Origin of the sequence: Aggregatibacter sp. oral taxon 458 str. W10330 (assembly GCF_000466335.1) — a bacterium.
GTDB lineage: Bacteria > Pseudomonadota > Gammaproteobacteria > Enterobacterales > Pasteurellaceae > Aggregatibacter.
In genome coordinates, this window is the sequence record NZ_KE952605.1 from 42,178 (window position 1) to 56,875 (window position 14,698).

General features: G+C 44.2%; 8 protein-coding genes. All 8 read right to left on the reverse strand.

Going from position 1 to position 14,698, the window contains the following annotated elements; all coding sequences use genetic code 11:
* Positions 1–358: 358 nt before the first annotated feature.
* Entirely contained in the window at positions 359–2,191 is a 1,833-nt protein-coding gene (glmS, locus tag HMPREF9065_RS04930; RefSeq protein ID WP_021616054.1) for a glutamine--fructose-6-phosphate transaminase (isomerizing), read from the reverse strand.
* A 56-nt stretch (positions 2,192–2,247) separates the two neighbouring features.
* Positions 2,248–3,024: a DeoR/GlpR family DNA-binding transcription regulator gene (locus tag HMPREF9065_RS04925; protein ID WP_033002526.1), complete on the reverse strand. Its 777-nt coding sequence runs from the start codon at positions 3,022–3,024 to the stop codon at positions 2,248–2,250.
* A 136-nt stretch (positions 3,025–3,160) separates the two neighbouring features.
* On the reverse strand, positions 3,161–3,433 hold the full coding sequence (locus tag HMPREF9065_RS04920; RefSeq protein WP_021616056.1) for an HU family DNA-binding protein: 273 nt from the start codon (positions 3,431–3,433) through the stop codon (positions 3,161–3,163).
* Between the two features lie 159 nt (positions 3,434–3,592).
* Positions 3,593–4,183, reverse strand: coding sequence for a YjaG family protein (locus tag HMPREF9065_RS04915; protein ID WP_021616057.1), 591 nt, complete (start codon positions 4,181–4,183; stop codon positions 3,593–3,595).
* 17 nt (positions 4,184–4,200) lie between these two features.
* Positions 4,201–5,265 (reverse strand): uroporphyrinogen decarboxylase, encoded by a 1,065-nt coding sequence (hemE, locus tag HMPREF9065_RS04910; protein ID WP_021616058.1) that lies wholly within the window; start codon positions 5,263–5,265, stop codon positions 4,201–4,203.
* A 6-nt stretch (positions 5,266–5,271) separates the two neighbouring features.
* On the reverse strand, positions 5,272–6,057 hold the full coding sequence (nudC, locus tag HMPREF9065_RS04905) for an NAD(+) diphosphatase (RefSeq protein WP_021616059.1): 786 nt from the start codon (positions 6,055–6,057) through the stop codon (positions 5,272–5,274).
* A gap of 164 nt (positions 6,058–6,221) precedes the next feature.
* Positions 6,222–10,490: a DNA-directed RNA polymerase subunit beta' gene (rpoC, locus tag HMPREF9065_RS04900; RefSeq protein ID WP_021616060.1), complete on the reverse strand. Its 4,269-nt coding sequence runs from the start codon at positions 10,488–10,490 to the stop codon at positions 6,222–6,224.
* Between the two features lie 102 nt (positions 10,491–10,592).
* A complete protein-coding gene (rpoB, locus tag HMPREF9065_RS04895) occupies positions 10,593–14,621 on the reverse strand; it encodes a DNA-directed RNA polymerase subunit beta (protein ID WP_021616061.1) in 4,029 nt (1,342 codons plus the stop codon).
* Positions 14,622–14,698 lie beyond the last annotated feature (77 nt).

Below are 14,698 nucleotides of genomic sequence, written 5' to 3' on the forward strand. Positions count from 1 at the left end.
GCCTTGTTCGTGCAACACGTTGTATGCGACGTTGGTTCAATCACGTTTTTGATTCTCGTAGCGTGCATCTTGATGCACGAAATACCTTTCCGTTCATTTTGGTGGATGGATAAAAATGTCCCAACAATGACCGTGCCTTTAAGCACATCGTTTGTTTAATTCCGTCTTTTTCGTGCAACAAGTTGCACGCTACATTGTCTGGGTAATTTCGCCTTGTTCGTGCAGCATGTTGTATGCTACATGACGTTATTTTAATCGTGCAATACGGTAATATTACATGGGCAAAATTTGTAAAAAAAAGACCGCACTTTGATTTTGTCATTCAAAGTGCGGTCAGAATTTCAGGCGTTTTGAGAGATTATTCCACGGTAACCGCTTTCGCTAAGTTACGAGGCTGATCCACATCGGTGCCTTTAATCAGGGCAATGTGATAAGCCAACAGCTGCATCGGCACGGTGTAATAAATCGGTGCGGTAATATCATTTACCGTTGGCATGGTGATGATTTTCATGCCTTCCGCTTCATTAAAACCGGCCTCTTTATCGGCAAACACATACAATTGACCACCACGGGCGCGCACTTCTTCTATGTTGGATTTGATTTTTTCCAGCAATTCATTGTTTGGTGCGACCACAATCACCGGCATATCGGTATCAATTAAGGCTAACGGCCCGTGTTTTAGCTCACCGGCGGCATAGGCTTCTGCGTGAATATAGGAAATTTCTTTTAACTTTAACGAGGCCTCCATCGCAATGGGGTAGAACTCGCCACGACCTAAAAATAACGCATGGTTCTTTTCGGCAAAATCTTCCGCCAAAGTTTCAATGTGTTTATCGAACGCTAAAGCCTTTTCAATCTCCGCCGGCAACGCTTGCAATGCTTTCACAATTTCCTGCTCTTTCTCAGTGGAAAGGGTCTGTTTGGCTTTACCAACCGCCACAACTAACATTAACAATGCGGCTAACTGCGTTGTAAAGGCTTTGGTGGAGGCTACCCCGATTTCTACGCCAGCGCGGGTCATGAATGCCAGATCCGATTCGCGCACGAGGGACGAGCCGGCTACGTTACAAATCGTCATCGCTGCCATATAGCCTTTTTCTTTCGCTAAACGTAAGGCGGCTAGGGTATCCGCCGTTTCACCGGATTGGGAAATCGTAATCAATAAACTGTTTGGGCGTACTACAAATTTGCGGTAACGAAATTCAGAGGCAATTTCCACATCACAACTCACGCCGGCTATGCTTTCAAACCAATAACGAGACACCATCCCGGAATTGTAAGATGTACCACAAGCCACGATTTGAATGTGTTCCACTTTTTCGAGAATGTCTTTCGCACCGTTACCGATCGCTTCCACCACCACGTTATTGTGGGTTACACGACCTTCCATCGTGTTGATAAGTGCGGTTGGTTGTTCGTAAATTTCTTTTTGCATGAAGTGGCGGTGTTTGCCTTTTTCCGCCGCATCGTTTTCTAAATTGGAGTCATGCGCCTCACGCTCGACTTTATGACCATCGCGATCGTAAATATCCACGGAACGGCGAGTAATTTCTGCAATGTCGCCCTCTTCTAAGAAAATAAAACGGCGGGTAACGCTTAACAAAGCAAGTTGGTCAGAAGCCAGGAAGTTTTCGCCGATACCCAAACCGATCACCAATGGGCTGCCGGAGCGCGCTGCCACAAGATGTTCCGGATGCATACGATCCATCACGACCATACCATAAGCACCGGTTAATTGTTTTACGACGTTCTGCACGGCTTCCAATAAACTGCCTGCGCTGCGCATTTCCCATTCCACCAAATGTGCAATGACTTCCGTATCTGTTTGGGAGGTAAACACATAACCACGCGCTTTCAACAACGCACGCAATTCTTCATAGTTTTCGATAATACCGTTATGCACCACCGCAAAATTACCGGAAACGTGGGGGTGTGCGTTATCTTCGGAAGGTGCGCCGTGGGTAGCCCAACGGGTATGCGCAATGCCGGTGCCACCGATAAGCGGTGATTTTTCCACTGCCTCATTCAACGCTTTCACTTTGCCTAAGCAACGTACACGTTGTAATTCATGTTGTAAATTGACTACTGCCAATCCTGCGGAGTCATAACCACGGTATTCAAGGCGATGTAATCCATTAATTAAAATTTCTGCCACATCACGTTGTGCGACGGCACCAACAATTCCACACATAACTTTTTGCTCTCCTGAAATAAGCTAAAAAAACATTATTTAAAATAACCGCACTTTTAAGCGCAAATGACATCTACGCCATGGGCTTCAATGCGTTTTTTACTGTCTTCCGACAACAAATTATCGGTAATCAATACATCAATTTGCTGCCATACCAATTCAACATTAGGCATCTTTCGCCCAATCTTTTGAGATTCCACCATCACAATCACTTCGCGCGCCACATCCGCCATCACTTGGCTTAAGCCAACCAATTCGTTGAACGTGGTCGTTCCCCGATCAAAATCAATTCCATCAGCACCGATAAACAGCTGGTCGAAGTTATAGGAACGCAATACTTGCTCCGCCACTTTGCCTTGAAAAGACTCAGAAGCCTTATCCCATGTACCACCGGTCATTAACAACGTTGGCTCATTTTCGAGAGAACGCAGCTCGTTCGCTACATACATAGAATTAGTCATCACCACCAACCCTTGCTTGTTGTTCAACTGTTTAATCAATGCCGCTGTAGTGGTGCCACTATCAATAATAATACGGTTGTGATCTAAAATACGTTCGGCTGCCCGTTTAGCAATCGCCAACTTTCGTTCCGAAAGAAAATCTTCCTGTTCGTCCTCAATGAGTTCTTGCGGCATTAAGATCGCGCCACCGTAGCGACGCACTAAGAAACCATTGTTCTCTAACACCGTTAAGTCTTTACGAATCGTGACTTCCGAAGTATCAAACAGCTGAACAAGCTGATCAACGCTAACTTCTCCACGCTCCAGCAATAATTGCATGATGCCGTGACGACGTTGTTGGGTATTGCGAGGCTGTATGTGTCGTTTAGTCATTTCCAAACCAAAATAGTTCCAGTTAAATTTCGGTTCGAAAGTTTATAGCCATTTAGAAAGGATGTAAATAAAAAGATAGGCAACAAAAAACCCTGTTTACTAGAAACAGGGTTTAAAGATTAAATATCAGAACTAATTATTTAACAGCATCTTTTAATGCTTTACCAGAAACGAATGCCGGCACTTTAGAGGCTGCGATTTGGATTTCGGCGCCTGTTTGTGGGTTACGACCGGTACGCGCTTTACGCTCATTGATTTTAAATGTGCCGAAACCGATTAATTGTACGGCATCACCTTTTTTTAAGCTTTCAGTGATTGCATCTAAAGTTGCTTCTAAAGCAGCTTTAGCTTGTTTTTTATTTAATTCGGCTGCGCTTGCAATAGCATCAATTAAATCTGTTTTGTTCATAGATTAGTACCTTCTATTTTTTAAATTTAACAGTAGTGGAATAAATAACATGATTACTTATTCAATAAACCGGGATCACTATAATCAGTGCAGGCAAAGCTTAATCTAAGTTGCCTTGAAAGCAAAGCATGAATTATGATTTTTGTGGAAAATATCACATTACCGTTCTATTTTTATACAAATATTCGAAACCGACTCTTCACGCAACGCATTTTTTAAATCAGAAATCAGTTCAACATCATGCCTTTCCGCCTCTTTTAACGCGCGGTACAGTTGCCATTGCACATCTAATTCTTGCTGGATTAAATCCGATTCCTTCAGTTCCACCTCGGATAAGGTGCGATCATATTCCGTTTCTAAATAACCTGCTACCGTTCCCAGTGACAGTTGACTTACTTTCACCGCTTGCTCCAATGATGCGCCAGCAATGATGGTATGCAACACTTCTGCCAGCCCTTCACAGGCATCTAATGCCGGCACAACACCGTAAAAATCATAGTCATTCACATCCGGAATAATGTTTTCCAGTTTTTCTAACTGATTCTCAAAATTAATGTTGGCCTCTTTAACCGTTAAATATTCCCACACCAAATTCAAAATATTGTGATACACCTTGGCGTTTTGTGGTTGTTCTGTGATTTCGCAAAACAAATGATAGTTGGGATACATTCGTTCGCATAGGCACGCCATAAAAGTTAAATGCTGCCAAGTGGCGAGATTTTCTAAACGTTTATGAATCGGATTTCGCATATTATTTTTACCACACTTTAGAGATGATAAGGCTTGGATAGCTGGTGTACCGCATCCACCAACACTTTCGGGCTGTCTTCCGGCACGTCCTGATGAATGCCATGCCCAAGATTAAATACATGGCCGCTCCCTTCACCAAACGCTGCCAAAATCGACCGTACTTCCTCTTCAATTCGGTTAGCGGGCGCATATAATACGCTTGGATCCATGTTGCCTTGCAATGCCACTTTATGCCCAACGCGACGACGTGCCTCCGCAATATCCACCGTCCAATCTAATCCCACGGCATCACAACCGGTATCGGCAATAGCTTCTAACCATAATCCACCGCCTTTGGTAAATAAGGTAACCGGCACACGACGCCCCTCGTGATCGCGAATCAAACCATCTACGATTTTGTGCATATAACGCAAGGAAAATTCCGGATATTCACGATGCGCCAACACGCCGCCCCACGTATCAAACACCATGACCGCCTGGGCGCCGGCTTTAATTTGCGCATTTAAGTAAAGAATCACGCTGTCTGCCAGTTTATCTAACAAGGCGTGCAATAAGTGCGGTTCGCTATATAGCATTTTTTTAATTTTAGTAAAGGCTTTAGAAGAACCGCCTTCTACCATATAAGTGGCCAATGTCCACGGGCTCCCGGAAAAGCCGATAAGGGGCACTTCTCCATTTAATTCACGACGAATCGTGCGCACCGCATTCATCACATATTGCAGTTCTTGTTCCGGATCCGGAATAGGTAAATTTTCCACCGCACTTTTGCTGTCGATAACCCGTTCAAATTTCGGCCCCTCACCGGCGCCAAAGCTTAAGCCGAGTCCCATGGCATCAGGAATCGTTAAAATATCGGAAAATAAAATCGCAGCATCCAAAGCATAACGGCGCAACGGTTGTAATGTCACCTCACAAGCCAAATCCGCATTACGACACAAGGACATAAAATCACCGGCTTGCGCACGAGTGGCTTTGTATTCCGGCAAATACCGCCCCGCTTGGCGCATCATCCAAATCGGCGTCATATCCACAGGTTGACGTAAAAGGGCTCTTAAATAACGGTCATTTTTTAATGTGCTCATAAAACCTCATGATTTATTTTTATCTTGTTGACATAAAACAAGCGTTGCTTCAATTAATTTACGCGCAATAGTGCCATGTGGCGGCAATTCGGGCAAAGTCTGTTCGCAATCAAACCACTGCGCATCGTAGATTTCTTCCGGTTGGATGTGAATTTCTCCTGACGCATAATCAGCCAAAAAGCCCACCATTTGCGAATTAGGAAATGCCCATGGCTGATTACCAACATAACGTAAATTTTTCACTTTAATCTGTGTTTCTTCCCAAACTTCACGGTGCACAGCCTCTTCAAAGGTTTCACCCACTTCTACAAAACCTGCCAGCGTCGTGTACATACCGCCTTTGTGGCGCATATGATTTGCTAACAAAATTTGCGAACCGCGCCGAACGGCAACAATCACACAAGGGCAGATTACAGGATAAGTACGAAAGCCGCAAACTTGACATTGTACCGCCCACTCATCCGATTTTTGTTCGGTTTTGCCACCGCACTTGCCACAAAATTGGTGCGTTTGGTAAAAATGATTTAATTCTACGCCACGGGCAAGCAGATTAAATTGTTCCTGTGGTAATGACAGCTGATCGCGCAAGGAAAAATACGCACGCGTATCATCCGTTTTGGATTCCACCAAATACAGTGGTTGTCCTACCCACTCGCCAATACGCATGGCGTGAAGTCCGGTTAATCCTAACTCATCGGCACGACCAAAAGGAAGTTTGCCATCCACCCAATGAATCGATGACGCTTGCGTAAAGAGCCAAAAGCCCTGTTTGTCAGGCTCAATTAGTTTCATTTTTAACACCTGTTGCAATACGCAGAAAACACGTCCATTTTCTACCGCACTTTATGGTTCCGAGAAGAAAAAAGTGCGGTCATTATAAAAGGTATTTGTTCATTTAGCGAATGATCCCCATAAAAAAACCCGAGACTTAGCTCGGGTTTCTTCTTGCAGGAATATTATTCTGCGTGATCGTCTTCTTCTACCATATTTAACATTTCAGCTAAACTGGCCTCGGCATCCTCAGAGGTCATGACGAATTCAGAAGCAATCTCTTCTTCATCCATCGCCGATAGTCTTACCGGCACCTCTTCATCCGCGATAACTGACGCGTTTTTATGACGATTTTGGTGATACGCAAAACCGGTACCTGCCGGAATCAAACGACCTACGATGACGTTTTCTTTCAAGCCGCGCAATTCATCGCGTTTACCTGCCACTGCTGCTTCCGTTAACACACGAGTGGTTTCTTGGAAGGAGGCCGCAGAGATGAAGGACTCGGTGGCCAAGGACGCTTTGGTAATACCCAATAATTCGCGTTCAAATTCTACCGGCGGTTTGCCTTCCGCTTCACGTTTACGGTTAACGATTTTCACGCGAGCTACTTCCACTTGTTCCCCTTCAAGGAATTCGGAGTCGTAAGCTTTGGTAACAATCGCTTTACGCAACATTTGGCGTACGATCACTTCGATGTGTTTATCGTTAATTTTTACCCCTTGTAAGCGGTAAACTTCTTGGACTTCATTCACGATATATTCGGTTACCGCGTGTACACCGCGTAAACGTAAGATGTCATGTGGCGTTTCCGCACCATCGGAGATTAAATCACCGCGTTCAACCATTTCACCTTCGAATACGTTCAATTGACGCCATTTTGGAATCATTTCTTCGTACACTTCGCCTTCTGCCGGCGTAATCAATAAACGGCGTTTACCTTTGGTTTCTTTACCGAAGGACACGATACCGGAGATTTCCGCTAAAATCGCAGGCTCTTTCGGTTTACGCGCTTCAAACAAGTCTGCCACGCGTGGAAGACCACCGGTAATATCTTTCGTTCCCACAGATTCTTGTGGAATACGTGCTAACGGATCACCGATATGCACTTCTGCGCCGTCATCTAAGGTCACGATAGCTTTACTTGGTAAGAAGTATTGCGCCACTACGTCAGTACCCGGAACAACAACATCGTTGCCTTTGTCATCTACCAGTTTGATTGCCGGACGTAAGTCTTTACCAGCGGTTGCACGTTCACCCACATCTTGCACTACGATAGAAGAAAGACCGGTTAATTCGTCGGTTTGACGGGTAACAGTTAAACCATCCACGATATCTACGAATTTTACAAAACCGCTCACTTCAGAGATAACCGGCATAGTATGCGGATCCCAGTTAGCAATGGTTTCACCGGCATTCACCTCTTGGTGATCACCTTTGTTTAGAATCGCGCCGTAAGGCACTTTATAGTGCTCTTTGGTACGACCGAAAGTATCCACAACGGTTAATTCGGTATTACGAGAGGTTAGCACCAATTTGCCTTCGTTATTCGTAACGAATTTTGCATTGGCTAAACGCAATGTACCGTTGTTTTTCACTTGTACGCTAGACTCTTTGGCTGCTGCAGATGCCGCACCACCAATGTGGAACGTACGCATGGTTAACTGTGTTCCCGGCTCACCGATAGATTGTGCCGCAATAACACCCACCGCTTCACCTTGGTTAATCAAGTGACCGCGCGCTAAGTCACGACCGTAACATTTCGCACAGACACCAAAGTCGGTATTACAGGTTACAACAGAACGGACTTTCACGCTGTCCACAGAATTTTCGTCTAATACATCACACAATTTTTCATCTAATAAGGTATTGCGTGGAATTAATACTTCTTCTGTACCTGGTTTTAAGATGTCTTCTGCCGCAACACGACCTAAAACTTGTTCACGTAGAGGCACTTTTTCATCGCCCCCCTCAATTAACGGGGTCATCACGATACCTTCGTGTGTACCACAGTCATCTTCTACGATAACAAGGTCTTGCGCTACGTCAACTAAACGACGGGTTAAGTAACCGGAGTTCGCTGTTTTCAACGCGGTATCCGCCAAACCTTTACGCGCACCGTGAGTAGAAATAAAGTATTGTAAAACGTTCAAACCTTCACGGAAGTTTGCGGTAATCGGGGTTTCGATAATGGAGCCATCCGGACGTGCCATCAAACCACGCATACCGGCTAACTGACGAATCTGTGCTGCAGAACCACGCGCACCGGAATCTGCCATCATAAAGATGCTGTTGAAAGACGCTTGTTTTTCCGGTTTACCTTCACGGTTAATGACTTCTTCCGTAGATAAGTTTTCCATCATGGCTTTCGCCACACGTTCGTTGGCTGCCGCCCAAATATCGATCACTTTGTTATAGCGTTCGCCGGCAGTCACAAGACCGGATTGGAATTGTTCCTGAATTTCAGCCACTTCTTCTTCCGCGGCAGAAATAATTTCGTATTTCTTCGCCGGAATCACCATATCGTCGATACCAACAGAAGAACCAGAACGTGCCGCATAAGCAAAACCGGTGTACATGATTTGGTCAGCAAACATCACACTGGCTTTCAAGCCTAAACGACGATAGCTTTCGTTAATTAACTTAGAAATCGCTTTTTTGCCAAGAGTTTGGTTAAACAAGCTAAACGGCATTCCTTTCGGCGCGATCATCCATAAAATGGCACGACCGATGGTTGTGTCGGTTAATGTGGTTTTTGATTCAAACTCACCTGCTTCATTTTTCACATACTCGGTAATACGAACTTTCACACGAGAATGTAATTCTGCTTGACCGGTACGATAGGCTTTTTCTGCTTCGCGTGGGTCTTGCAATAACATGCCTTCACCTTTACCGTTCACTTTTTCACGAGTCATGTAGTAAAGACCCAACACCACGTCTTGTGATGGAACGATAATCGGATCTCCGTTTGCCGGAGAAAGAATGTTGTTGGTGGACATCATTAACGCACGCGCTTCTAATTGCGCTTCCAACGTTAACGGTACGTGTACTGCCATTTGGTCACCGTCGAAGTCCGCGTTGAACGCCGCACAAACAAGTGGGTGTAATTGAATCGCTTTACCTTCGATTAAGATCGGTTCAAACGCTTGAATACCCAAACGGTGCAATGTTGGCGCACGGTTCAACAGAATCGGATGTTCGCGAATGACTTCAGCCAAGATATCCCAAACAATCGCATCTTCACGCTCCACCATTTTCTTGGCGGCTTTAATCGTGGTTGCATAACCACGGCTTTCTAATTTTGCATAGATAAACGGACGGAATAATTCCAACGCCATTTTCTTCGGTAAACCGCATTGATGTAAGTGCAAGTATGGACCTACGGTGATTACGGAACGACCGGAGTAGTCAACACGTTTACCCAATAAGTTTTGACGGAAACGACCTTGTTTACCTTTGATCATATCCGCAAGTGATTTCAATGGACGACGGTTAGATCCCGTAATTGCACGACCGCGGCGACCATTATCTAACAACGCATCGACGGACTCTTGTAACATACGTTTTTCGTTACGCACGATAATATCCGGTGCGATTAAATCTAATAAACGTTTTAAACGGTTGTTACGGTTGATGACGCGACGGTATAAATCGTTCAAGTCGGAAGTCGCAAAACGACCACCATCTAACGGCACTAACGGACGTAAATCCGGTGGAAGCACCGGCAATACGGTCATCACCATCCATTCCGGTTTGTTGCCGGATTGTAAGAAGGCTTCCAATAATTTTAAGCGTTTAGTGATTTTCTTACGCTTGGTTTCGGAATTGGTTTCTTGTAATTCTTCACGTAAATTTTCGCATTCCGCTTCCAAATCGATACCGCGCAATAAGGCTTGAATGGCTTCTGCACCCATTTTGGCATCGAACTCATCTTGCCAACGGTCTTCCGCGTCAAGATATTGTTCTTCGGTTAATAACTGGCCTCGCTCAAGATCGGTCATACCCGGTTCGATCACAATGTAAGATTCAAAATAAAGCACGCGTTCAATATCACGCAACGGCATGTCTAACAATAAACCGATACGGGATGGCAGGGATTTTAAGAACCAGATGTGCGCCACCGGTGAGGCCAATTCAATGTGCCCCATACGTTCACGACGAACTTTAGTTTGAGTGACTTCTACGCCACATTTTTCACAAATCACACCGCGGTGTTTTAAGCGTTTGTACTTACCGCACAAACATTCGTAATCTTTTACCGGTCCGAAGATACGGGCACAGAAAAGACCGTCACGTTCCGGTTTAAAGGTACGATAGTTGATTGTTTCAGGCTTTTTAACTTCACCGTATGACCAAGAACGGATCATGTCAGGTGAGGCTAAACCGATTTTAATCACATCAAAATCTTCAGCGGTTTTTGATTGTGCTTTTAAAAACTTAACTAAGTCTTTCACAGATTTGCTCCTGTCGGAGTTAAACTTATTCAAGTGCGGTCGTTTTTCAAAACGTTTTTAAAATCGACCGCACTTGGGCTCAATAGGGGTGAATACCCTGACTTATTCTTCGTCCAAGTCGATGTTGATACCAAGTGAACGGATTTCTTTCATAATTACATTGAAAGATTCCGGTGTGCCCGGATCCATTTGTTGGTTGCCGCTGACGATGTTTTTATACATCTTCGTACGACCGTTCACATCATCGGATTTCACGGTTAACATTTCTTGTAAGGTATAAGCCGCACCATAAGCTTCAAGTGCCCACACCTCCATCTCACCGAAACGTTGACCACCGAATTGCGCCTTACCACCCAACGGTTGTTGAGTAACAAGACTATAAGAACCGGTTGAACGCGCGTGCATTTTGTCATCAACCAAGTGGTTCAATTTGAGCATATACATGTAACCTACAGTTACCGGACGCTCGAATTTCTCACCTGTACGACCATCATAAAGGGTAATTTGACCGGAAGTCGGTAAACCACCAAGCTCTAATAAGCCTTTAATTTCTTTTTCATGGGCACCGTCAAATACTGGTGTAGCAATCGGCAAACCCTTACGCAAGTTTTGTGCTAAACGCATCACTTCTTCGTCAGTAAAGGTGCTGAGATCCACTTTTTGTGAACCGCCGCCAAGGTCATAGGCTTTCTGCATGTATTCACGCAATTTCGCGATAGATTGTTGTTGTTTAATCATCGCGTTAATTTGATCACCGATACCTTTTGCCGCCAAACCTAAGTGAGTTTCTAAGATCTGACCGATATTCATACGGGATGGAACGCCCAGCGGGTTCAATACGATTTCAACAGGTTGACCGTTTTCATCGTATGGCATGTCTTCCACAGGGTTAATTTTTGAGATAACCCCTTTATTACCGTGACGACCCGCCATTTTATCACCCGGTTGAATTTGACGTTTCACCGCTAAGTACACTTTAACGACTTTTAACACGCCCGGTGCCAAATCGTCGCCTTGGATAATCTTGTTGCGTTGAACTTCTAATTTACGTTCAAATTCTTTACGTAATTCTTCGTGTTGTTCCGCTAACTGCTCTAATTGGTGTTGTTTTTCCTCGTTATCTAAGGTTTGTTCCAACCATTTAGTGCGGTCTAATTTATCTAAGGATTTCGCATCGAAACCACCGGATAACAATAGGTTGCGGACACGCATAAACAAGCCGGCTTCCAAGATCTCAAACTCTTCGCTTAAGTCTTTTTTCGCTTGTTTTAATTGCATTTCTTCGATTTCTAATGCACGTTTGTCTTTTTCTACGCCATCACGGGTAAACACTTGTACGTCAATAACGGTACCAGAAACGCTGTTTGGTACGCGTAAAGAAGAGTCTTTCACATCAGACGCTTTTTCACCGAAGATCGCGCGTAATAATTTTTCTTCCGGGGTTAATTGGGTTTCACCTTTTGGTGTCACTTTACCGACTAGAATATCACCGCCTTTCACTTCTGCACCGATATACACGATACCGGATTCGTCCAATTTACTTAATGCAGCTTCACCGACGTTAGGAATATCTGCAGTAATTTCTTCTGCACCTAACTTGGTATCACGTGCCACACAAGAAAGCTCTTGAATGTGAATAGTGGTGAAACGATCTTGTTGTACCACACGTTCGGAAACTAACATGGAGTCTTCGAAGTTATAACCGTTCCACGGCATGAACGCCACGCGAATATTTTGACCAAGCGCCAATTCACCTAAATCGGTAGAAGGACCATCTGCCAAAATTTCACCACGCTCAACCGGCTCACCTAATTCTACACAAGGAATTTGGTTAATACAGGTGTTTTGGTTAGAACGGGTATATTTGATTAAGTTATAAATATCAATACCGGCTTCGCCCGCAACGGTTTCGTCTTCATTGACTTTCACCACAATACGGGAAGCGTCTACGTATTGAATCGTACCACCGCGTTTTGCAACAACCGCAACACCGGAGTCAAGCGCTACCGCTTTCTCAATACCGGTACCGACTAACGGTTTGTCTGCGCGTAATGTTGGTACTGCTTGACGTTGCATGTTCGCACCCATCAAGGCACGGTTCGCATCGTCATGCTCTAAGAATGGAATCAAAGCTGCCGCCACAGAAACCACTTGTTGGGTAGAAACGTCCATATAGTGAATTTCTTCAGGTTTATAAAGACCTGATTCACCATGTTCACCACGACAGGTAACAAACGCATCGGTAAAACGGAAATTTTCATCAAGGTTTGAGTTCGCCTGTGCAATAACGTATTTACCTTCTTCAATCGCAGAAAGATATTCGATTTCTTCAGTCACTTGGCCATTGACGACTTTACGATATGGCGTTTCTAAGAAACCGTAGTCGTTAGTACGTGCATAAACGGAAAGCGAGTTAATCAAACCGATATTTGGACCTTCAGGTGTTTCAATCGGACACACGCGACCATAGTGAGTCGCATGGACGTCACGCACCTCAAAGCCGGCACGTTCACGAGTTAAACCGCCCGGACCCAATGCAGAAATACGACGTTTGTGTGTGACTTCTGATAACGGGTTGTTTTGGTCCATAAATTGGGATAATTGAGATGAACCAAAGAATTCTTTTACCGCAGCAGAAATCGGTTTCGCATTAATTAAATCTTGTGGTGTAACCGCTTCCAGGTCACCTAAAGACAAGCGCTCTTTCACCGCACGTTCAACACGCACTAAACCAATACGGAATTGGTTCTCTGCCATTTCACCCACTGAACGAATACGACGGTTACCCAAGTGGTCGATATCATCCACTTCACCACGACCGTTACGAATTTCGATCAGTTTCTTCATGACATTAACGATATCTTCGTTACTTAATGTGCCACTGCCGGTAGTTTCTTCAATGCCTAAAGAGCGGTTGAATTTCATACGACCTACCGCAGATAAATCATAACGGTCAGAAGAGAAGAATAAATTATCAAATAACGCTTCAGCCGCTTCTTTTGTCGGTGGCTCGCCCGGACGCATCATGCGATAGATTTCGACTAGCGCACTCAAACGGTCATAAGAAGGGTCAACACGTAAGGTTTCAGAAATATACGGACCATAATCAAGATCATTCGTAAACAAAGTCTCAATTTGTGTATAACCGGCTTGTGCCAATTTAGCCAATAACTCAAGGGAAAGCTCCATATTGGCAGGGCAAACCAATTCACCAGTTTCAAGATCCACATAATCTTTTGCTGCAACTTTGCCTACAATATATTCAGTCGGCACTTCAACTTGGCTAACGTTGTCTTTTTCTAAAGCTTTAATATGACGTGCAGTGATGCGACGACCACGTTCAACATACACTTTGCCATTAGCTTCAATATCAAATGCTGCCGTTTCACCACGTAAACGTTCAGGCATTAAATTCATCAGCAATTTATTATCTTTAATTTCGAAGACAACTTTATCAAAGAAAAGATCTAGGATTTGTTCAGTGGTGTAACCTAACGCACGCAAGATAATGGTTGCCGGTAATTTACGACGACGGTCAATACGCGCATATAAGTTATCTTTTGGATCAAATTCAAAATCCAACCATGAACCACGGTAAGGAATAATACGTGCATTATATAGCACTTTACCTGAAGAGTGCGTTTTACCTTTGTCACTATCAAAGAATACACCCGGACTACGGTGTAATTGAGACACGATAACACGTTCAGTACCGTTAATCACAAAAGTACCGTTATCGGTCATTAAGGGGATTTCCCCCATGTAAACTTCTTGTTCTTTAATATCTTTGATCGTACCCGGTGCAGCGTCTTTGTCATAACTTACTAAGCGTAATTTCACGCGTAATGGTGCTGCATAGGTGGTGCCACGGATTTGACATTCACGCACATCAAATACCGGCTCGCCTAATTGATAGCTAACATATTGTAATTCGGTATTTCCATTGGTACTGACAATAGGGAATACTGAACGGAAAGCGGCCTCTAAGCCTTGCTGACCATCCGGATCTCGTTGAATAAATTTCTCAAAAGAATCAAGCTGGATTGTTAATAAATAAGGAATATTTAAAACTTGCGGACGTTTGCCGAAGTCTTTACGAATTCGTTTTTTCTCGGTATAGGAGTAAACCATAGGGTTCCTCTGTTTGCTGTTCAGTGACCCACAATCAACACACAATAATTTGGGCAAAAATTGGTGATAACATATTA